The organism is Micromonospora sp. RV43, from assembly GCF_001029515.1.
Classification (GTDB): domain Bacteria; phylum Actinomycetota; class Actinomycetes; order Mycobacteriales; family Micromonosporaceae; genus Micromonospora; species Micromonospora aurantiaca.
Genome location: NZ_LEKG01000095.1, coordinates 1 through 19,010 on the forward strand (window position 1 = coordinate 1; position 19,010 = coordinate 19,010).

General features: G+C 73.0%; 19 protein-coding genes. 9 read left to right on the forward strand and 10 right to left on the reverse strand.

All coding sequences use genetic code 11. The annotated features are described in order from the left end of the window. Positions 1 to 244: 244 nt before the first annotated feature. From ABD52_RS22055 to ligD (ABD52_RS22065), 3 genes are all read right to left on the reverse strand, one after another. Positions 245 to 964 (reverse strand): TIGR03089 family protein, encoded by a 720-nt coding sequence (locus ABD52_RS22055; protein WP_047893072.1) that lies wholly within the window; start codon positions 962 to 964, stop codon positions 245 to 247. 77 nt (positions 965 to 1,041) lie between these two features. Beyond that, positions 1,042 to 1,956 carry a non-homologous end-joining DNA ligase gene (gene ligD, locus ABD52_RS22060; RefSeq protein WP_047893073.1) on the reverse strand — a complete coding sequence of 305 codons (915 nt, stop codon included), beginning with the start codon at positions 1,954 to 1,956 and terminating at the stop codon, positions 1,042 to 1,044. Further along, a complete protein-coding gene (gene ligD, locus ABD52_RS22065; RefSeq protein WP_047893087.1) occupies positions 1,946 to 2,884 on the reverse strand; it encodes a non-homologous end-joining DNA ligase in 939 nt (312 codons plus the stop codon). Before ligD (ABD52_RS22065) ends, ligD (ABD52_RS22060) begins: the two co-directional genes overlap by 11 nt. Positions 2,885 to 2,971: 87 nt before the next feature. On the opposite strand from ligD (ABD52_RS22065), the gene ABD52_RS22070 reads away from it, so the two are divergent. Beyond that, a complete protein-coding gene (locus ABD52_RS22070) occupies positions 2,972 to 3,964 on the forward strand; it encodes a Ku protein (protein WP_047893074.1) in 993 nt (330 codons plus the stop codon). A gap of 48 nt (positions 3,965 to 4,012) precedes the next feature. Here ABD52_RS22070 and ABD52_RS22075 read toward each other — a convergent pair whose 3' ends face one another. Then, positions 4,013 to 4,405, reverse strand: a complete 393-nt coding sequence (locus tag ABD52_RS22075; RefSeq protein WP_013283688.1) for a PPOX class F420-dependent oxidoreductase — start codon at positions 4,403 to 4,405, stop codon at positions 4,013 to 4,015. A gap of 156 nt (positions 4,406 to 4,561) precedes the next feature. Here ABD52_RS22075 and ABD52_RS22080 point away from each other — a divergent pair, with 156 nt between their 5' ends. The 5 genes from ABD52_RS22080 to ABD52_RS22100 all read left to right on the forward strand — a co-directional run bounded on the left by ABD52_RS22080 (position 4,562) and on the right by ABD52_RS22100 (position 9,177). Beyond that, positions 4,562 to 5,221, forward strand: a complete 660-nt coding sequence (locus ABD52_RS22080) for an FKBP-type peptidyl-prolyl cis-trans isomerase (protein WP_235437529.1) — start codon at positions 4,562 to 4,564, stop codon at positions 5,219 to 5,221. A 139-nt stretch (positions 5,222 to 5,360) separates the two neighbouring features. Continuing rightward, the gene (locus tag ABD52_RS22085) at positions 5,361 to 6,209 is read left to right on the forward strand and encodes a hypothetical protein (protein ID WP_200905223.1); all 849 of its coding nucleotides are present in this window, start codon (positions 5,361 to 5,363) and stop codon (positions 6,207 to 6,209) included. A 23-nt stretch (positions 6,210 to 6,232) separates the two neighbouring features. Further along, positions 6,233 to 6,895: an HAD family phosphatase gene (locus ABD52_RS22090; RefSeq protein WP_200905224.1), complete on the forward strand. Its 663-nt coding sequence runs from the start codon at positions 6,233 to 6,235 to the stop codon at positions 6,893 to 6,895. Between the two features lie 41 nt (positions 6,896 to 6,936). Then, complete coding sequence (locus ABD52_RS22095; RefSeq protein ID WP_047893076.1) at positions 6,937 to 8,073, forward strand: glutathione-independent formaldehyde dehydrogenase; 1,137 nt, start codon at positions 6,937 to 6,939, stop codon at positions 8,071 to 8,073. A 90-nt stretch (positions 8,074 to 8,163) separates the two neighbouring features. Beyond that, positions 8,164 to 9,177 carry an NADPH:quinone reductase gene (locus ABD52_RS22100; RefSeq protein ID WP_047893077.1) on the forward strand — a complete coding sequence of 338 codons (1,014 nt, stop codon included), beginning with the start codon at positions 8,164 to 8,166 and terminating at the stop codon, positions 9,175 to 9,177. A 180-nt stretch (positions 9,178 to 9,357) separates the two neighbouring features. Here ABD52_RS22100 and ABD52_RS22105 read toward each other — a convergent pair whose 3' ends face one another. Further along, positions 9,358 to 10,992, reverse strand: coding sequence for a fatty acid--CoA ligase (locus ABD52_RS22105; protein WP_200905225.1), 1,635 nt, complete (start codon positions 10,990 to 10,992; stop codon positions 9,358 to 9,360). 100 nt (positions 10,993 to 11,092) lie between these two features. Here ABD52_RS22105 and ABD52_RS22110 point away from each other — a divergent pair, with 100 nt between their 5' ends. Then, positions 11,093 to 11,584, forward strand: coding sequence for an NUDIX domain-containing protein (locus tag ABD52_RS22110; protein WP_018785677.1), 492 nt, complete (start codon positions 11,093 to 11,095; stop codon positions 11,582 to 11,584). A gap of 7 nt (positions 11,585 to 11,591) precedes the next feature. On the opposite strand, the gene ABD52_RS22115 is transcribed toward ABD52_RS22110, so the two are convergent. Both ABD52_RS22115 and ABD52_RS22120 read right to left on the reverse strand, forming a co-directional pair. Then, complete coding sequence (locus ABD52_RS22115; RefSeq protein WP_047893079.1) at positions 11,592 to 13,259, reverse strand: MDR family MFS transporter; 1,668 nt, start codon at positions 13,257 to 13,259, stop codon at positions 11,592 to 11,594. 54 nt (positions 13,260 to 13,313) lie between these two features. Then, complete coding sequence (locus ABD52_RS22120; RefSeq protein WP_047893080.1) at positions 13,314 to 13,871, reverse strand: type 1 glutamine amidotransferase domain-containing protein; 558 nt, start codon at positions 13,869 to 13,871, stop codon at positions 13,314 to 13,316. 126 nt (positions 13,872 to 13,997) lie between these two features. On the opposite strand from ABD52_RS22120, the gene rfaE2 reads away from it, so the two are divergent. Together rfaE2 and ABD52_RS22130 are read left to right on the forward strand one after the other, a co-directional pair. Next, positions 13,998 to 15,881, forward strand: a complete 1,884-nt coding sequence (gene rfaE2, locus ABD52_RS22125) for a D-glycero-beta-D-manno-heptose 1-phosphate adenylyltransferase (protein WP_047893081.1) — start codon at positions 13,998 to 14,000, stop codon at positions 15,879 to 15,881. Continuing rightward, complete coding sequence (locus tag ABD52_RS22130; RefSeq protein ID WP_013283677.1) at positions 15,878 to 16,750, forward strand: glycosyltransferase family 2 protein; 873 nt, start codon at positions 15,878 to 15,880, stop codon at positions 16,748 to 16,750. The genes rfaE2 and ABD52_RS22130 overlap by 4 nt, the downstream gene beginning before the upstream one ends. On the opposite strand, the gene ABD52_RS22135 is transcribed toward ABD52_RS22130, so the two are convergent. Genes ABD52_RS22135 through ABD52_RS22145 form a run of 3 tightly spaced genes read right to left on the reverse strand, consistent with a single transcriptional unit; the run spans position 16,725 to position 18,929 of the window. Then, positions 16,725 to 17,882, reverse strand: a complete 1,158-nt coding sequence (locus ABD52_RS22135; protein ID WP_047893082.1) for a glycosyltransferase family 9 protein — start codon at positions 17,880 to 17,882, stop codon at positions 16,725 to 16,727. The genes ABD52_RS22130 and ABD52_RS22135 overlap by 26 nt on opposite strands. Before the next feature lie 7 nt (positions 17,883 to 17,889). Beyond that, the gene (locus ABD52_RS22140) at positions 17,890 to 18,426 is read right to left on the reverse strand and encodes an Hsp20/alpha crystallin family protein (RefSeq protein WP_030274419.1); all 537 of its coding nucleotides are present in this window, start codon (positions 18,424 to 18,426) and stop codon (positions 17,890 to 17,892) included. Continuing rightward, entirely contained in the window at positions 18,423 to 18,929 is a 507-nt protein-coding gene (locus ABD52_RS22145) for a DUF2231 domain-containing protein (RefSeq protein WP_013473600.1), read from the reverse strand. Before ABD52_RS22145 ends, ABD52_RS22140 begins: the two co-directional genes overlap by 4 nt. Positions 18,930 to 19,010 lie beyond the last annotated feature (81 nt).

Below are 19,010 nucleotides of genomic sequence, written 5' to 3' on the forward strand. Positions count from 1 at the left end.
CCCTCCCGCCCGACCGCCCTCTCGTCGATCTTGGAGTTGTGGCGCCTCAGATGCCCGCTTAGCGGCTTACACGAGGTGCCACACCTCCAAGATCGACGGGAGATGCCGCCGAGGATGGCCCGGCGAACGGGTATGGGCCCCCAAGGTGCACGCCTGAACGCCGCAACTCCCAGCCCGTTGATCTTGCGGTTGTGGCCCCGGCAAGAGCCATAAATCCGGCACCGAGAGGGCCGCGACTGCAAGATCAGCGAGACGGCGGCGAGGGGGTAAGGGTGGGGTTGGCGTGGATCAAGGTCGTGGCTCCGGCGGACAACGGGGCCAGGAGCCACTTCAGGGGCTGCTCGTCCTCGGTCGGGTCGATCACCAGGCGGTCGCCCGGGTGCAGGTCGAGCTGGGTGGCGATCTCGGCGGCCAGGCGGCGCCACGCGCCGAAGCTGGTGCCGTCCGGCGTGGCCGGGTCGGACGGGTCGACGGCTGTGTAGTCCGGCGGGTCGGTCGGGTGCCGCAGCACCTCGGCGGACCAGTCCAGCCAGCCCGGCGGCAGCTCGGCGAGCGGGTCCGGCCCGGTGCCCACCAGATAGCGGTGCGTCCCCTCGGGCACATCCTCCAACCAGTCGTCGAGGCGTTCCGGGGTCACGAACACCGCGTCGTACGGCCGGTCCGCGCCCGGTTCCAGCACCGGCAGCCCGGCCAGCGCGCGGGGCCGGAACGAGACCGTCAACCCGACCGACCAGGCCCCGAGCAGCACCGCGGCGGTACGCCAGTGCGGCGGCAGGAGCACCGCCACCCGGTCACCGGGGCGCAGTCCGCACCCGTCGCGCAGCAGCCCGGCGCTGCGGGCGGTCCACTCGCCGAGCTGCGCGGCGGTGAGGTCGGTGCGTTCCCCGGTCGCGTCGTCGTGGTAGCTGAGCAGCGGGTATCCGACCGCGTCGGGCGTGACGGCGACGGTTGCCTGGTGGGCCATGCGCGGGACTCCTGTCTGCCGGTCCGCCCACCCTAACCGTCCGAGCCGCCCGTCCGGCGCAGCCGAAGCAGCCCGGGTCAGCGCGCGGGCAGTTCGGGACCGCCGTCGAGCAGCGGGGCCAGCAGGTCGCCCTGCTTCTCCACCCGCTTGAGCACCTCACCCGCCGTGTACGGCCGCGTCGACGGCCGTTTCCCCGTCGCCCCGGCCTGGACCTCGTCCCAGGTCAGCGGCGTCGACACCGACGGCACCGGCTGGGCCCGCAGCGAGTACGGCGCCACAGTCGTCTTCGCCGCGTTGTTCTGACTCCAGTCGATGAAGATCTTGCCGGGGCGCAGGTTCTTCGCCATCTTCGACACGACCAGCTTCGGGTGTGCCTGCTCCAGCTCCTGCGCGATGCGCTTGGCGTAGTCGGAGACGACCTCGGCGTCCTGCGTACCGGCGATCGGGCAGCAGAGCTGCATGCCCTTCTTCCCCGACGTCTTCGGGAACGAGGAAATCCCGTCGTCGGCCAGCCGGTCGCGCATCAGCAGCGCCACCCGGCAGCACTGCTTGAGCGCGGCCGGGGCGCCCGGGTCCAGGTCGACCACCATCATGTCCGGGTGGGCGCCGATCTTCCACTGCGGAGTGTGCAGCTCAAGCGCGGCCAGGTTGGCCAGCCACACGAGTGTGGGCAGCTCGTCGCAGACCACGTAGTCGATGGTCTCCCGCCCCTTCGTCGACCCGGGGGCGGGCAGGTTCTCGGTGCGTACCCAACCGGGGGTCGCGGCGGGTGCGTTCTTCTCGAAGAACGAGCCGCCGTCGACGCCGTTGGGGAACCGGATCCGGGTCAGCGCGCGGTCGCGCAGGTGCGGCAGCAGCACCGGGGCGATCCGGGTGTAGTAGTCGATCACCTCGCCCTTGGTGAACCCGACCTTCGGGAACAGCACCTTGTCCAGGTTGGACAGCTCCAGTGAGCGCCCCTCGACCTCGACCTTCAACCGCTCAGAGGGCATCGTCGACCTCCTCGGGCGGCTTGTCCGGGCGCAGGCGCAGGATGCGCGGGAAACGCAGCCGGCCGTCCGGCGTGCGCTGGCCGTACTTGACCTCCACCACGAGCCGGGGAGTTACCCAGATCGCGCCCCGGGCATCCTCGCGCGGCACGCCGGCCGCGAACGGCGAGTCGGTGGAGCACAGTGGTTCCAGCTCGCGCAGCAGTTCCCGTTCGATGGCCGCGCCGATCCCGCCGCCGACCCGCCCCCGGTAGACCAGCCGTCCGTCCGGGCCGGGCACGCCGACCAGCAGGCCACCGACGCGCCGCGCGCCGGGCCGCCAGCCGCCGACCACGAAGTCGGCGGTGACCTCCAGCTTGACCTTCACCCAGTCCGGCGAGCGCACGCCGGGCCGGTAGAGCGAGTCGACCCGCTTGGCCATCACCCCTTCCAGCCCGTGCTCGCCGGCCGCCGCGTAGGTGGCCGGGCCGTCGCCGAAGACCGGCGGCACCGCCCACCGGGCGGCGCCGAGCCCGAGCGACTCCAGCGCCGCCCGCCGCTCCCGCCACGGCCGGGCGGTCAGGTCGACGCCGTCGAGCCGCAACAGGTCGAAGATCATGTACGTGACGGGTACTGTCGCCGCCAGCCGCGCCGCCTTGGCCGGGTTGCGGACGTGCATCCGCTCGGCGAGCGCGGTGAACGAGGGCTGCCCGTCGGTGAAGAGGACGACCTCGCCGTCGAGCAGCGCGTCGCCGACCTGCTCGGCCAGGTTGAGCAGTTCCGGGTACGCGGTGGTGATCTCGACGCCGGAGCGGGCGTAGAAGTGCCTGTCGCCGCGCGAGATGTCGGCGAGCGCGCGGACGCCGTCCCATTTGAACTCGTACGACCAGGCGGCGCCGGCCGGGAGCTGCCCGGTCGTCGCGAGCATCGGCTTCAACGGCGCGCCGGGCACCTCCTGACTGTAGTTGCGCACGGAAGCGCGTGCGTCCCGTTCGATCGTTTGCGATTCTGGTTGTCAACCGGGGAGAGGAGCGCGGGAATGCGGGCGATCTGGAAAGGAGCGGTGTCGTTCGGCCTGGTGTCGATCGGGGTGAAGGTCTACTCGGCCACCGAGGAGAAGGACATCCGTTTCCACCAGGTGCACCGTGAGGACGGCGGCCGGATCCGCTACAAGCGCACCTGCTCGGTCTGCGGCGAGGAGGTCACCTACGACGACATCGCCAAGGGGTACGACATCGGCGGCGGCGAGATGGTGATCCTCACCGACGAGGACTTCGCCGACCTGCCGTTGAGCACGTCGCACGCGATCGACGTGCTGGAGTTCGTACCGGCCGAGCAGGTCGACCCGATCCTCTACAACAAGGCGTACTTCCTGGAGCCGGAGGGCTCGGCGACCAAGCCGTACGTGCTGCTGCGTGACGCGCTGTCCGACTCGGAGCGGGTGGCGATCGTCAAGGTGGCGCTGCGCCAGCGGGAGCAGTTGGCCACGCTGCGCGTCCGCGAGGGCGTGCTGCTGCTCAACACCATGCTGTGGCCGGACGAGATCCGCCGGCCCGACTTCGGTTTCCTGGACGAGGACCTGAAGGTACGCCCGCCGGAGCTGGCGATGGCCAGCTCGCTGATCGACTCGATGGCCGGGGAGTTCGAGCCGGACGCGTTCACCGACGACTACCGGGCCGCGTTGCAGGAGGTCATCGACGCGAAGGTCGAGGGCCGCGAGGTGGTGCAGCCGGAGGAGGAAGAGGCCGCTCCGGCCGCCGCCGTGGACCTGATGGCCGCGCTGAAGGCGTCGGTGGAGCGGGCCCGGGCGGCCCGGGGCGAGGCGCCGTCCGGTGGCGGCGCCGAGCCGACGCCGATCTCGTCGGCCCGCTCGGCGAAGAAGGCCGCGAAGAAGGCGCCGGCGAAGAAGGCCGAACCGGCGAAGAAGACCACTGCCAAGAAGCCGCCCGCGAAGAAGACGGCGGCGAAGAAGGCCGAACCGGCCAAGAAGACCGCCGCCAAGAAGACGCCCGCGAAGAAGAAGACCGCCTGACGCGTACGGCGATCGCCCCGCCCCCGGTGGCGGGCGGGGCTCCGCCGTTCAGCCGCGGCCGAGCTTCTCGGTGGGGGTGACGCGGACGATGACGCGCTCCTCGCCGGGGCGGCGCCAGGGGTAGGTGTCCTGGCCGAGGTACTTCTTCGCCATCCGGTCGATGTGCTCGTCGGCGCCTTCGGTGACGAACTCGACGGTGCCCTTGATCCAGAGCGTGCGGAAGTCGTCGGCCTTGTCCGCCACCGACACCGCGACCACCGGGTTGCGGGACATGTTCAGGTACTTCTGCCGGCCCTTGGCCGTGTTGAACACGATGTGCTCGCCGTCGGTGTCTACCCAGACCGGGGTGACGTGCGGGGTGCCGTCGGCCTCGATCGTCGCCACGTGCGCGAGCTGCGGCTCGCCGAGCAGGGCCAGGTCTTCTTCGCTGAGGATCGCCATGGTCGGAACGTACCCCGTGCGGTGCCCCCGTATCGGGCATCGTGTCCGGATCGTGGCGGCCGTAGGGGCACGCTGGGGCTCCGGGCGGGTACCGTGTGCGCTGGCCTCGGCGGCGGCCCGCCGGGGGCGCACCCACCCACCCTGCAGGGAGTCGACGTGAGCGAGCGTGTGGAGAACCGGTCGGCGGGCCAGGCCCCGGCCACCAAGGCACAGCGGCGGCTGGCCGCCCAGCTGGCCGAGAAGAAGGCAGCCGAGGCGCGTCGCCGCCGGCAGTCGATCCTCGGCGCGGCGGTCGGCGTGCTCGCGGTGGTGGCCCTGGTCGGCGGTCTGGTCTGGCTGAACAGCGGGGACGACGACAAGACGTCCACCGCCGGCTCCTCGGCCAGCCCCACCGCGCCGGCCGAGCCCACCGCGGCGCCCGCTCCGGAGCTGCCCGCCGGTTTCGACCCGGCGCTGAAGACCAAGCCGACAGTGCAGGCCGGTACCGGCGAGCTGAAGAAGCTCACCGTCACCACCCTGGTCAAGGGCACCGGCCCGGCGGTGAAGGCCGGGCAGAACATCACCACGAACTACGTGGGCGTGTTCTACAAGGACGGCAAGCAGTTCGACGCGTCCTGGGACAGCGGCCAGCCGGCCACCTTCCAGATCGGCGTGGGCCAGGTCATCAAGGGCTGGGACCAGGGCCTGGTCGGCGTGCCGGTGGGCAGCCGGGTCCAGCTGGACCTCCCGGCCGAGCTGGCGTACGGCAACGACGCCGCGGGCGGCCGTCCGGCCGGGCCGCTGCGCTTCGTCGTCGACGTGCTGGCTGCGCAGTAGATCACTCCGGGCTTCCGTCCGGTCACCCAGCGGCAGTAGGTTCATGGTCACCACGGGCGGCACGTTCGCCCGTGGTGATCTGCCCACCGACGCGGAGGTGCACGTGGCGGCGCTGGACGAGTCCGGGGTGACCCGGCAGATGTGGACGCTCTACGAGCCGGTCCACGCGGTGACCTACTTCCACCCCCGGGCCCGGGCCGCGTTCGAGGCGGTCGGGCTGCGGGGCTACTGGCGCGGCTACTTCGCCGGTCGGGCCGCGCCGCTCGGGCCGGTCGACGCGCCGACCGTCACGGCCTCCTTCTTCAGCTTCGCGCCGGCCATGGTGGCTCGCGCGCTGCCCTCGGTGTGGCGCCTGGCCACCCCGGAGGAGACGCTGCGGGCCCGGCTCACCGGTGGCGTGCAGGCGCTCGCCGAGTTCACCTACGAGCTGCCCGAGTCGCACCTGGTCGAGGCCGCCGACCTGCTGGAGGAGGCGGCCGGCCGGGTGGACGTCGCGGGCCGGGTGCTCGGCGCGGTCAACGCCGCGCTGCCCCGGGGCGAGTACCCGCTGGCCCGGCTCTGGCAGGCCGCCACCACGCTGCGCGAGCACCGCGGCGACGGCCACGTGGCGGCGCTGGTGACGACCGGGCTGGAACCGGTCGAGGTGGTGGCCTGGCGGTGCCGGGTCGACCAGTCCCGCGAGTTCCACCAGCCGGCCCGGGGCTGGACCGACGAGCAGTGGACCGCCGCCGAGCAGCGCCTGGTGGACAAGGGCTGGCTGACCGCCGACCTGAACCCCACGCCGTACGCCACGGAGACGTTCCGCGTGGTCGAGGAGGCCACCGACCGGGCCGCCGCGGGTCCGTGGCGGGCGCTGGGCGCGGAGCGTACCGGCCGGCTGCGGGAGCTGCTGGAGCCGATCGCGACGCGCTGCCGCACGATCATCCCGGCCAAGGCCCCGATCGGCCTTCCGGCTCAGCGTTCGGCCGGAGCGGCGCTGCCACGGTGAGTCCGGCCGCCGGCTGGGGCAGGATGGTCGGCGTGGTGGACGCGGTGCTCTTCGACCTGGACGGCGTGATCGTGGACTCCGAGCCGGTGTGGGAGGAGGTCCGGCGGGCGTACGTGGCCGAGCACGGCGGCGTCTGGCAGCCGGACACGCAGCGCCGGCTGATGGGCATGAGCACCGCCGAGTGGGCCGAATACCTCAGCGGTGAGCTGGGCGTCGACAGGTCGGCCGAGCAGGTCGCCACCGAGGTGGTGACCGAGATGGCCCGGCGGTACGCGCAGCACGTACCGCTGATCGACGGCGCGGAGGCGGTCGTGCGCCGCATCGCCGCGCGGTGGCCGCTGGGGCTGGCCAGTTCCTCACCGACCCGGCTGATCGCGGCGGCGCTGGACGCGACGGGCCTGGCCGGCGCGTTCGGCGCGACGCTGTCGACCGAGGAGACCGCCCGGGGCAAGCCCGCCCCCGACGTGTGGCTCGCGGTGGCGCATCGGCTGGGCGTCGACCCGGCCCGGTGCGTGGCGGTGGAGGACTCGTCGAACGGGGTCCGCTCGGCGGCCGCCGCCGGGTGCCGCGTGGTGGCGGTGCCGCACGCGTCGTACCCGCTCGACCCGGACGCCGAGGCGCTCGCGGCCGTGCTGCTCCCCTCGATCGGCGCGCTCACGCCCGAGGTGGTGGCGGGGATCGACTGAACCACCCACCCGCCGCCGCCACCCGGCCTACGGTCGGTGACATGAGGGCTGTGGTGTACGAGGGGCCGCACGAGGTGGCCGTCAACGAGGTCGACGACCCCCGGATCGAGGATCCGAACGACGTGGTCGTCCAGGTCACGACGACCGCGATCTGCGGTTCGGACCTGCACATGTACGAGGGACGGACGGCCGCCGAGCCGGGCATCGTGTTCGGCCACGAGAACATGGGCGTGATCGTCGAGACCGGGCCGGGCGTGACGAGCCTGCGCGTGGGCGACCGGGTCTCGATGCCGTTCAACGTGGCGTGCGGGTTCTGCCGCAACTGCCGGGAGCAGCGCACCGGTTTCTGCCTGACGGTGAACCCGGGCTTCGCCGGCGGCGCGTACGGCTATGTGTCGATGGGGCCGTACCGGGGTGGGCAGGCCGAGTACCTGCGGGTGCCGTTCGCCGACTTCAACTGCCTGAAGCTGCCGCCGGGCACCGAACACGAGAACGACTACGCGATGCTCGCCGACATCTTCCCGACCGGCTACCACGGTGTGGCGATGACCGGGCTGCGGCCGGGCGAGAACCTGACAGTGATGGGCGGCGGGCCGGTCGGGCTGATGGCCGCGTACTCGGCGGTGCTGATCGGGGCGTCCGAGGTGTTCGTGGTGGACCGGGTGCCGGACCGGCTGCGGCTGGCCGAGTCGATCGGCGCCACAGCGATCGACTTCAGCGCGGGCGACCCGGTCGAGCAGATCCGGGACCGGACCGACGGGGTGGGGACCGATCACGGCGTGGACGCGGTGGGATACCAGGCGTCCGCGCCCAGCGGCGAGGAGCAGCCGGCGCTGGTGCTGAACACGCTCGTGGAGGTGGTGCGCGCGACCGGGGCGATCAGTGTGGTCGGGCTCTACCTCTCGGCGGACCCGGGTGCCCCGGACGAGCACTCCGCCCGGGGTGAGTTGCTGTTCAAGGTGGGCAAGCTGTTCGAGAAGGGCCTGCGGATCGGCACCGGGCAGGCGAACGTGAAGACGTACAACGCGTACCTGCGGAACCTGATCACGGCGGGGCGGGCGACGCCGAGCTTCGTGGTGAGCAAGGAACTGCCGCTGGACGCGGCGCCGGAGGCGTACCAGCGCTTCGACCGCCGCGAACCGGGCTACTCGAAGGTCGTGCTCAAGCCGGCCGCCTGACGAGCCGTCGTACGGTGGCCGGGTGCGCCCGGACCGAATGTTCGGGCGGCTGCCGGGTAGCGCACCCGGGAGGACGGCGGAGGGACGGCGATGAAGGCGATCGTGTACGAGCGCAGCGGGGACGCCTCGGTGCTCCAGGTGGTCGAGCGGCCGGTGCCGGAACCCGGACCGGGCGAGGTGCTGGTCCGGATGGCCGTGTCGGGGGTGAACCCGACCGACTGGAAGGCCCGCCAGGCGTGGCCGCTGCCGGCCGGCTGGCAGATCCCGCACCAGGACGGCGCCGGGGTGGTCGAGGCGGTCGGTGAGGGCGTGGACCGGACGCTCATCGGTGAGCGGGTCTGGGTGTGGGAGGCGGCCTGGCAGCGGCCGTGGGGCACCGCCGCCGAGTACACGCTGGTCCCGGTCCGGCACGCGGTGCCGCTCGGTCCGGCCTCGTTCGACCTGGGCGCGGCGCTCGGCATCCCGTTCATGACCGCGCACCGCTGCCTGACCGCCGGCGAGTTCATGCCGGACAAGCTGCACGCCGGCGCGTTGAGCGACCACGTGGTGCTGGTGCAGGGCGGCGCGGGGGCGGTGGGCAACGCGGCGATCCAGCTCGCCCGGTGGGCCGACGCGTGCGTGATCACCACGGTGAGCAGCCCGGAGAAGGCGCAGCTCGCGGCGGCGGCGGGTGCCAGCTTCGTGATCAACTATCGCGAGCAGGACGTGGTCGAGGAGGTCCGCAAGGTCGCGCCCGACGGGGTGCACACGATCGTGGAGGTGTCCGCCGCCCGCAACGCCGCCGCCGACGTACGGATGCTGCGCACCGGCGGGGCGGTCTGCGTGTACGCCGACGACGGCGGTGGCGAGGTGACGTTGCCGATCCGGCCGCTGATGGGCCCGAACGCCCGCTGGCAGTTCGTGCTGATCTACACCGCGCCGAAGGTGGCGAAGGCGCAGGCGGTCACGGACATCGCGGCGGCGGTGGCGCAGGGCGCGATCCGGGTCGGTGAGGAGGCGGGGCTGCCGCTGCACCGGTATCCGCTGGCAGAGGCCGCCGCCGCACAGCAGGCGGTGCAGGACGGCGTGGTGGGCAAGGTGCTGGTGAGCACCGCCGACGAGTAGGCGACCGGATTTCCCCGACAGCCGGACAGACGCGAACAAGTTTCGCAACAATGACGGTGCGGGTCACCCCGTAACGGACGGGCGGCCCCGGCGCGGTGCGAACGCCGGGGCCGCCCTCTGGGAGGAATGTCCGTTGGGAACGCGTTCCTACCCGTGTAGGCGACGGTACGCCGCGAAACGTTACGACGCGGTCAGTTCCCGCACGTCGAGCCCGCCGTCGGCGTACCGCGAGCGCACCACCTTCTTGTCGAACTTGCCGACGCTCGTCTTCGGCACCGCGTCGATGAACGCCCAGCGCTCCGGCAACTGCCAGCGGGCCACCGAGCCGGCGAGGAAGTCCCGCAGTTCCTCCGCGGTCACCGAGGCGCCCTCGCGGATTACCACCGTGGCCAGCGGCCGCTCGTCCCAGCGCTCGTCCGGTACGCCCACCACGCACGCCTCCAGCACCGCCGGGTGGGCCATCAGGGCGTTCTCCAGCTCGACCGAGGAGATCCACTCCCCACCCGACTTGATCACGTCCTTGGCGCGGTCGGTGAGCGTGATGTAGCCGTCCGGCGAGAGCGTGCCGACGTCACCGGTCCGCAGCCAGCCGTCCCGGAACTTCTCCTCCTCCGGGGCGTCGTCGCCGATGTACCGGGCGGTCACCCACGGCCCGCGTACCTCCAGCTCGCCCACCGACGTCCCGTCGGCGGGCAGCGGCTCGCCGGCCGGGCCGACGATCCGCGCCGTCACGCCGGCCGGAACACGGCCCTGCGTGTAGCGGTAGCGCCAGGCGTCGTCGCCGGTCGCACCGGCCGGCGCCCGGGAGACCGAGCCCAGCGGCGACATCTCGGTCATGCCCCAGGCGTGGATGACGTCGATGCCGTACCGGTCGTGGAACGCGTGCATCAGCGCCGGAGGGCAGGCCGATCCGCCGACGATGACCTCCTTCAGCGAGGAGAGATCCACCTCGTGCGCGTCCAGGTAGGCCAGCAGGTCGGTCCAGATGGTCGGCACCGCCCCGGCGAGCGTGGGGCGCTCGGCGGCGATCATCGCGGCGATCGGCTCGGCCTGGAGGAACCGGTCCGGCATGATCAGCGAGGCGCCGGACAGGAACGCCGCGTACGGCAGGCCCCACGACATCGCGTGGAACATCGGCACGATCGCCAGTTCCCTGTCGTTCGGGCCGAGCCCGAAGCCCTCCGGCATGCAGACCTGGAGCGAGTGCAGGTAGATCGAGCGGTGCGAGTAGGCGACGCCCTTGGGGTTGCCGGTGGTCCCGGAGGTGTAGCAGAGGGCGGCGGCGTCACGCTCGTCCACCTCCGGCCAGTCGAAGTGGTCTGGACGGCCGGCCAGCAGCGCGTCCCAGTGGTGCACTGTGATCCGGTCACCGGCCGCGGCCAGCAGCGGGGCCGGGTCGCCACCGCCGACCACCACCACGTGCGCCACGGTGGTCATCTCGCCGATCACCCGGGCGAGCAGCGGGATGAGCGTGGTGTCGACGAGGACCACCCGGTCCTGCGCGTGGTTGGCGATGTAGGCGACCTGGTCGGGGAAGAGCCGGATGTTGAGCGTGTGCAGCACCGCGCCCATGCTCGGTACGGCGAAGTACGCCACCAGGTGCTCGTTGTTGTTCCACATGAACGTGCCGACCCGCTCGTCGCCGGTCACCCCGCACTCGTCGCGCAGCGCGTGGGCCAGCCGGGCGGCGGCGCGGCCGACCTCCGCGTACGTCATCCGGCGGGGTTCGGCGCCGGTCCAGGTGACCACCTCCGCCGCGCCGTGCACGGTGGAGCCGTGTTCGAGGATCCGGGCGACCTGGAGAGGGGCATCCATCATCGTGCTACGCATGGGTAACAAAGTAGTGGCGGCGGTCACATCTACGGAACCCCCCGGATTCGCCGAGGTGATCACGGATGATGCGTAGATTGTCCGGGTGAGCATCTCGTGGGCCGACTCGTACGTGGGGCAGCTCCGCGCCCTGGCCGGTGACCGCACCCTGATGTTCGTCGGCGCCCGCGCCGTCGTACGCGACAACGCCGCCCGGGTGCTGCTGATCCAGCGTTCCGACAACGGCCAGTGGGCCCTGCCGGCCGGCGCCATGGAACTCGGCGAGTCGATCGCCGACTGCGCGGTCCGGGAGGTCCGCGAGGAGACCGGGCTGCGGGCGCTGCGGGTCAGCGCGTTCGCGCTCTACACCGGCCCTGATCGCACCCACACCAACATGTACGGGCACACGTACCAGGTCTTCACCACGGCGTTCCGCGTCGACGAGTGGGACGGCGAGCTGGCCCGGTTCACCGACGAGACCACCGACTCCGGGTTCTTCCACCCGGCGGACTTCCCGCACCCGCTGTCGTCGAGCGTGCACGAGACGCTCGCCGACCTCGACGTGTTCGAGCAGACCAACCGGCTGATCCTCAAGTAGCCGCAGGTCACAGCATCGTCTGCGACTTCGCCTCCATGTCGGCGGCGGCCTCGTCCTTCGACTCCTTGGTCAGCGGCTTGCCGCCGGGCGCGGGCGCCTTCCCGCCGAGCGGGTCGGCGCCGCCAGTCGCGCCCTGCGGGCCGGTGCCGCGCAACTGGAGGTTCGGCATGGCCAGGGTGACCAGCACGGCGATCACGGCGATCAGCCCGGTGGTCAGGAAGACCAGGTGCAGCGACTCGACGAACGCGGCCTGGACGGCGGCGCGTACCGGGGCGGGCAGCGCGAGGATCGCCGCCGGGTCGTTGATCGAGAATTCCCCGCCGGCCGTCACCGCGGCCCGCTGCTCCGGCGGGAGCTGCGCCAGCGCACCGGGCAGCCGCGCGGACATCTCGGCGGTGAGCCGGGACGACAGCACCGCGCCGAGGATGGCCACGCCGAACGATCCGCCGAGCGACCGGAAGAACGTCGCCGACGAGGTGCCCGCACCCAGGTCGCGGACGCTCACCGCGTTCTGCACGGCCAGGATCAGCGACTGCATGCACAGGCCCAGCCCGACGCCGATCACCACCATGTAGCCGAACGCGAGCCAGAGCGAGGTGCCCACCTGGAGCTGCTGGAACAGCAGCATGCCGACCACCAGCACGGCCGCGCCCGCCACCGGGAACCACTTGTACCTGCCGATCCGGCTCATCGCCCGGCCGGTGAGCACCGAGGTGACGATGACGCCGGCCATCATCGGCAGCATCAGCAGACCACTGCGGGTCGGCGAGGCGCCTTTGACGATCTGGAGGTACAGCGGAATGAAGATGATCGACCCGAACATCACCAGACCGAGCACGAAACCCGCGCCGTTGGCGAGCGCGAACGTGGCGCTGCGGAACAGCCGCAGCGGCAGGATCGGCTCCCTGGTCCGGGCCTCCTGGACGACGAACAGCACACCCAGCACCGCGCCCGCGGCGAACAGTCCGACGATCACGCCGGAGCCCCAGGCGTACTCGGCGCCGCCCCAGCTCAGCGCCAGCAGCAGGCAGCTCACGCCGGCGACCAGCAGCGCCGCGCCGATCCAGTCGACTGTGTGCTCCCGGCGCTCGAACGGCACCAGCCGCATCACGTGCCAGCAGACCACGATGGCGAGGATCGCCAGCGGCACGTTGATGTAGAAGATCCACCGCCAGTTGTTCTCCGCGAAATAGCCGCCGACGAGCGGTCCGGCCACCGACGAGACGCCGAACACCGCGCCGAACAACCCCTGGTAGCGGCCACGCTCCCGGGGCGAAACCACGTCCGAGATGATGGTGAACGCCAGCGTCATCAGGCCGCCCGCGCCCAGGCCCTGCACGCCGCGCGTGACGATCAGCTGGGTCATGTTCTGCGACAGCCCGGCCAGCAGCGAGCCGAGCAGGAACATCCCGATGGAGAACAGGAAGACCGGCCGGCGCCCGTACAGGTCGGCCATCTTGCCGTACAGCGGTGTCGAGGCGGTCGAGGCCAGCAGGTACGCGGTGACCACCCACGAGTAGTGGTTGATGCCGCCCAGCTCGCCGACGATGGTCGGCAGCGCGGTCCCGACGATGGTCTGGTCCAGCGCCGCCAGCAGCATGCCGGTCATCAGACCGAACATCAGCAGGCGGATCTGGCGGGCGGGCAACGCGGGAGTGGCGGCCTGGGCGGTCATCCCGCTTCCTATCCCACCGGGGGCGGATCATGCCCCCGGTGGGACTGTGAGTTTTCAGCGGGCGGTGTGCCGACCCTCGGCGAACTCCTCGACGATCTTGGCGCAGAACGCCGGCAGGTCGTCCGGCTTGCGGCTGCTGACCAGCCCGTTGTCGGTGACGACCTCCTGGTCGACCCACTTGGCGCCGGCATTGGTGAGGTCGGTGCGCAGGCTCGGCCAGGAGGTGATGGTGCGGCCCCGCACCACGTCCGCCTCGACGAGCGTCCACGGGCCGTGGCAGATCACGCCGACCGGCTTGCCCGCGTCGAAGAACGCCTTGACGAACCGGACCGCCTCCGGGTCCGTCCGCAGGAAGTCGGGGTTCGCCACGCCACCGGGCAGGACCAGGCCGTCGTACGCCCCGGCGTCCGCCTCCTCGGTGGTGACGTCGACCTGGTACTGCTTGCCGTGGTCGAGGTGGTTGAAGGCCTGGATCGTGCCGGACTCGATGGAGACCAGCTCGACCTGGGCGCCGGCGTTCTCCACCGCCTCCCGGGGCTTGGTGTACTCGACCTCCTCGACGCCGTCGGCGGCCAGGAAGGCGATGCGCTTGCCCTGAAGTGTCGCTGCCATGCTGTTCTCTCCTCTCCGGGGTACGTCTGAGACGGTTCCCCCGCCCGATGCCGCGAAACCGGACGCATCGGGTGGCCCGCGTCGCACCAAGGTTTGGCCCGACGGCCCGGGGGGATCCGCAGAGGCATGGCAGGAGCAGCAGCGGAAGAGCGCCGGCTGGCCACCGTCGTGGCGAGCTGGCAGCAGCGTCCCGTGCTGGTCGTCGGGGACGCCATGCTGGACGAGTGGCGGTTCGCCGAGTCGGAGCGGCTCTGCCGCGAGGCGCCCGCGCCGGTCCTCACCCTGCGGCGGCGGATCTCCGCTGCGGGGGGCGCCGCCAACACGGCGGTGAACGTGGCAGCGCTCGGCGGCCGGGCCGCGCTGGTCGCCCCGGTCGGCGCCGACGTAGCCGGCGACGAGCTGCACGACTGCCTGGACCGGGCAGCGGTCTGGGACCGCACGGTGAGCCAGCCCGGCCGGCCCACCCCGGTCAAGCGGCGGATGCTCGCCGGCAACCAGATCCTGCTCCGCGAGGACTCCGGCGGTCCGGAGGACGGGCTGGACGCCGACGGCGTGGCCCGCCTGCTGACCGCGCTGCACTGCGCCACCGAGGAGCTGCGGGCGGTGGCCGCCGGGCAGCCGCTCACGCTTGTGGTCTGCGACTACGGCCTGGGCGCGCTGCCGTCGGCGGTACGCGCCTGGCTGGTCGCCAACCGCGACCGGTACGGCACCGTGGCGCTCGACGCGCACGACCTGGCCGACTGGCGCGGGCTGAACCCGACTGTGGTGACGCCGAGCTTCGCCGAGGCGACCCGGCTGCTGGCCCGCGCCGCCGCCGGGTTCGCGCACGCCGAGCGGGGCGCCGTCCCCAGCGGTGACGTGCACCTGAACCACCCGGCGGAGGCCGACGGCCCGTCCGAGCTGATGGTGGGCGCCGCGCCCGGCGGGTCCGGTGAGCGCGTACCCGGCAGCCCGCACCCGACCTCCGGTACGTCCGCAGCCGAGGTCCCCGCCGGCCCGACCGGCGAACCGGTGCCGGGCGAGGAGCGGGTGGCGCTGACCGGCGACGGGCTGAGCGTCACCGGGACCGGCGTGACTGTGAGCGCGGCGGCCGGCGCCGGCGTGGACCGGGCCGTGCTGGCCGAGTCACGCCTGCCCGAGCTGCGCGAGCACACCGGCGCCGACGTGGTGGCGGTGACCCTGGACACCGAGGGCGCGGTGGTCGGCGGCGCCGAGGGCGAGCCCCGGCGCAGCCACAGCACCCCGGTTCCGGCCAGTCACGCGGTGGGTGCCGGGGACGCGTACCTGGCGGCCATGACGCTGGCGCTCGCCGCCGACGCGGGCCTGCCCACCGCCGCCCAGCTCGCCCAGCTCGCCGCCACCATCACTGTGGCCGACACCGGCACCTGCGTGTGCCGCCGGCAGGACCTGCTGGCCGCGCTCGGCACCGGCGCGGACGAGGGCGGGCATCCGGCGCTGGTCGGCGCCGACGAGCTGGCCGCCCTGGTGGACGAGCACCGGCAGGCCGGGCGGTCGGTGGTGTTCACGAACGGCTGCTTCGACGTGCTGCACCCGGGGCACGTCCGCTACCTGACCCAGGCCCGCGCGCTCGGCGACCTGCTCATCGTGGCGGTCAACTCGGACGGCAGCGTACGGCGACTCAAGGGCCCGGATCGGCCCGTCAACCCGGTCGAGGACCGGATCGCCCTGCTGGCGGCGCTGGCCTGCGTCGACCACGTGGTGGTCTTCGAGGAGGACTCGCCGGCCCGGCTGATCGAGGCGGTCCGGCCCGACGTCTACGTCAAGGGCGGCGACTACCCGCCGGAGATGGTGCCGGAGGCGCCGCTGGTACGGCGACTGGGCGGGCAGGTGCGCACGCTCGGGTACGTGCCGGACCGCTCCACCTCGGCGATCATCGACCGGATCCGCGCCCAGTCGCTCGGCACGAGCGAACGCACCGAGCGAAGCGAGGGCCGTGAGGCCGTGCCCGACCAGCACAGCGACACGGTCGGCGAGGGCAGGCCGGCGTGACCCGTCCGCTCGACCCGGGCACGCCCGGACGGTTCCGGCACCACCGGCGGCTCGACGTGCTGATCCCCACCCGCAACCGGCCCGCCGAACTGGCGGTCACGCTGTCCGGGCTGGCCGCCCAGGAGGGCGTACCCGGGTTCGGGGTGGTGGTCAGCGACCAGTCCGACGGCGATCCCGCGTACGCCCACCCGGCCGCCGCCACGATGGTGCGGGCGCTGCGGCACCGGGGGCATCCGGTGCTGCTGACCCGGCGGCTGCCCCGGCGCGGCCTGGCCGAGCACCGGTCCTACCTGCTGGCCCAGTCGGCGGCCGACGCGGTGCTCTGCCTCGACGACGACGTGTGGCTGGAGCCGGGCGCGCTGTCCCGCCTGGTCACCGCGCTCGACGAGTTGGGCTGCGGGTTCGTCGGCAACGCGGTGCACGGCCTCTCCTACGCCGACGACGTCCGCCCGGAGACGCACCAGCACTACGAGGAGTGGACCGGGCCGCCGGTGCCGGAACGCATCCAGCCCGGCACGCCGGAGTGGCACCGGGCGTCCATCCACCCGGCGGCGAACCTGCTGCACGTCACCGAGAAGCTCGACCTGGCGGCGGACGAGTGGCGGGCGTACAAGATCTCCTGGATCGGCGGGTGCGTGCTCTACGACCGGGCCAAGCTCGTCGAGGCCGGCGGCTTCGACTTCTGGGAGCGGCTGCCCGAGCGGCACCAGGGCGAGGACGTCGCCGCGCAGCTCGCGGTGCTGGAGCGCCACGGCGGTGCCGGGGTGCTGCCCAGCGGGGCCTATCACCTGGAGTCGCCGACCACAGTCACCGAACGCGACGTGGAGGCGTGGGAGGTCGTGCTCAGCGAGTCGCCCGCGGAGGTGTGAGCAGCTCGCGGGCCGCCTCGACCACCTCGGCGACTGGTACGTCGGCCACGAACGACACCCGGTGCGGGCACTCGCCGTCGCCCGGCCGGTGCGGGTAGATCCCGGGTGTGCAGTCGACGCCGCAGACCGGGCAGTGGGTGGTCCAGGCGGCGATCGGGCGGTGCCGCCCACGCAGCGGCGACGCCCCGTTGATCAGGTTGCCGACCCAGAAGACACCCACTGTCGGCGCGCCCACGGCGGCGGCCAGGTGCAGCGGGCCGGTGTCGTTGGAGACCACCAGCGCGCAGTCCGCGTACGCGGCGGCCAGCGCGCCCAGGCTGAGCGTGCCGACCTGGGGACGCACCGGCACCCCGGCCGCCGCCACCACCGCGTCGACCGTCTCCTGCTCGGCCGGGGTGCCGGTGACCAGCACCTCGTACCCGTCTCCGGTCAGCTCGCGGGCGACCTCGGCGAAGCGTTCCGGCGGCCAGCGCCGCCGCGTGTCGGTGGCGCCCGGGTGCAGCGCGACCCGGGGCCGGGTGGGTTCGCCGAGCACGGCGGCGGCCTCCGCCCGGTCGGCGGCGGTGATCGCGAGCGACGCGGTGATCGTGGTGGCGGGCGCGCCGACCAGGGCGGCCACCTCCAGGTAGCGGATCACCTCGTGCTGGTAGTAGACGTAGCGCAGCCACCGGTCCAGCGGCGGCGCGCCCTCGGCCCGCAGACCGGCGGTGACCCGGGCGCCCAGCCCGGCCACGAACGGGTTCGAGTTGCCGCCGCCGCCGTGCACCTGCAACGCCAGGTCGAACCGTTCGGCGCGGGCGGCGGCCAGGAACGCCGGGACGTCACCCGGCGACTCGCCGGGCCCCGGGTCGCGGATGCCGGGCGCCGCCGGCACCACCAGCACCCGGTCCACCGGGCCGGGCCGGTCGCGCCAGAGCGCCGCGTGCCACGGCGCGCCGAGCAGCACGATCTCGGCCGACGGGTACGCGGACCGCAGCGCGTCCAGCGCGGGCAGCACGAAGATGAAGTCACCGAGCGCGTTGGCGCGCAGCACGGCGATCCGTTCGACGTCAGGGACGCGCTCGCCCACCGGTCCGAGCGCCGACGGCTCCAGGTCGCGGCGCGGCGAGCGGGAGTCAGGCGGGCTGGTCACGCGGCCCCTACGGCCTGTCGATCTCGTCGAGCGCGGTGTCCGGGTGGTGCAGCTCCCGGTCCGCGGCCGGGTCGGCGGGCATCGGCGTACGGTCGGCGCCCGGTCGCGGGCCGGTCCGGCCGACGGTGATGGTGCGCGGCGCGGGCCGGGTCGCCCGGGGCAGGCGGACCCGGAGCAGGCCGTGGTCCATCACCGCGTCGATCCGGTCCGGGTCCACGCGGGACGGCAGGTCCACGCGGTACTCGAAGCCCCGGGTGGTGAACCCGCCCGGGATGCCGTGGTCGGCGTTCACCTCGGCCTCCGACCGGGCGCGTACGCACAGCTCCCGGTCGTCCAGCTCGACGGCGACCTCCTCCGGCGCCACGCCGGGAAGCCGGACGACCACCTCCCAGCCGTCGGCCGTCTCGGCCAGATCCACGTCCTGGCTGCCGGAGCGTCCGCCGACCAGCCGGCTCAGCTCGGAGCGCAGCGACTGGAGTTCGCCCATCGGATCCCAGCCCTGCTGGCGACCACGCCAGCCCCGTCCGCTGCCCTGTTCCGTCATCGCGCGTCTCCGATCCGCTGTGTCGCCGAGGAGGGTCGCAGCGAGCTGGGCGCGTTGAGATCGTGCTCCGGGTCGACGCCGACACCGAGCCGGTCCACCAGTTCGCCACCGAGCCACGCGCTCACGCCGAGGATCGCCAGGGCGACCACCTCGATGGCGACGAGCGCGCCCCCGGCCGCCCGGGAGTCGGCGTTGAGCCGGACCGCCCAGACTGCGGCGAACAGCAGGATGACCGCCACGTTGGCGGCGGCGTGGGTGACACCGACCCGCTTGGCGCGGGTGCCGGCCGGCAGGGCGAGCAGGTCGAACGCCCCCGCCGCCGCGGCCAGCAGGCCGCCGATCAGACCGACGGTGATGTTCCAGTACGCGACCTCGGCCAGGAAGCCGGGCCCGCCCACTGTGTCCACCACGTCGAAGATCACCGCGGTCACGAAGAGCGCCACCGGGAACATCACGAGCATCGGATGCACGGGATGGCCGAGCACCTTGAGTCGGCTCTCCATCTCGGCCTCCATCCGTCGCGTCCGGACGCACGCTGCGAACCGGTCCCTACCCGCCGGCTCCGGGGGCAAACCCGGCGCTCG

Bases quoted from the DNA above. Each gene is read 5' to 3' on its own strand.
- rfaE2 (WP_047893081.1), top strand. From the start codon at position 13,998: ATGGCAGGAGCAGCAGCGGAAGAGCGCCGGCTGGCCACCGTCGTGGCG.
- ABD52_RS22100 (WP_047893077.1), top strand. From the start codon at position 8,164: ATGAAGGCGATCGTGTACGAGCGCAGCGGGGACGCCTCGGTGCTCCAG.
- ABD52_RS22055 (WP_047893072.1), bottom strand. From the start codon at position 964: ATGGCCCACCAGGCAACCGTCGCCGTCACGCCCGACGCGGTCGGATAC.
- ABD52_RS22140 (WP_030274419.1), bottom strand. From the start codon at position 18,426: ATGACGGAACAGGGCAGCGGACGGGGCTGGCGTGGTCGCCAGCAGGGC.
- ABD52_RS22105 (WP_200905225.1), bottom strand. From the start codon at position 10,992: ATGGATGCCCCTCTCCAGGTCGCCCGGATCCTCGAACACGGCTCCACC.
- ABD52_RS22070 (WP_047893074.1), top strand. From the start codon at position 2,972: ATGCGGGCGATCTGGAAAGGAGCGGTGTCGTTCGGCCTGGTGTCGATC.
- ABD52_RS22120 (WP_047893080.1), bottom strand. From the start codon at position 13,871: ATGGCAGCGACACTTCAGGGCAAGCGCATCGCCTTCCTGGCCGCCGAC.
- ABD52_RS22115 (WP_047893079.1), bottom strand. From the start codon at position 13,259: ATGACCGCCCAGGCCGCCACTCCCGCGTTGCCCGCCCGCCAGATCCGC.
- ABD52_RS22145 (WP_013473600.1), bottom strand. From the start codon at position 18,929: ATGGAGAGCCGACTCAAGGTGCTCGGCCATCCCGTGCATCCGATGCTC.
- ligD (WP_047893073.1), bottom strand. From the start codon at position 1,956: ATGCCCTCTGAGCGGTTGAAGGTCGAGGTCGAGGGGCGCTCACTGGAG.
- ABD52_RS22090 (WP_200905224.1), top strand. From the start codon at position 6,233: ATGGTCGGCGTGGTGGACGCGGTGCTCTTCGACCTGGACGGCGTGATC.
- ABD52_RS22075 (WP_013283688.1), bottom strand. From the start codon at position 4,405: ATGGCGATCCTCAGCGAAGAAGACCTGGCCCTGCTCGGCGAGCCGCAG.
- ABD52_RS22095 (WP_047893076.1), top strand. From the start codon at position 6,937: ATGAGGGCTGTGGTGTACGAGGGGCCGCACGAGGTGGCCGTCAACGAG.
- ABD52_RS22085 (WP_200905223.1), top strand. From the start codon at position 5,361: ATGTGGACGCTCTACGAGCCGGTCCACGCGGTGACCTACTTCCACCCC.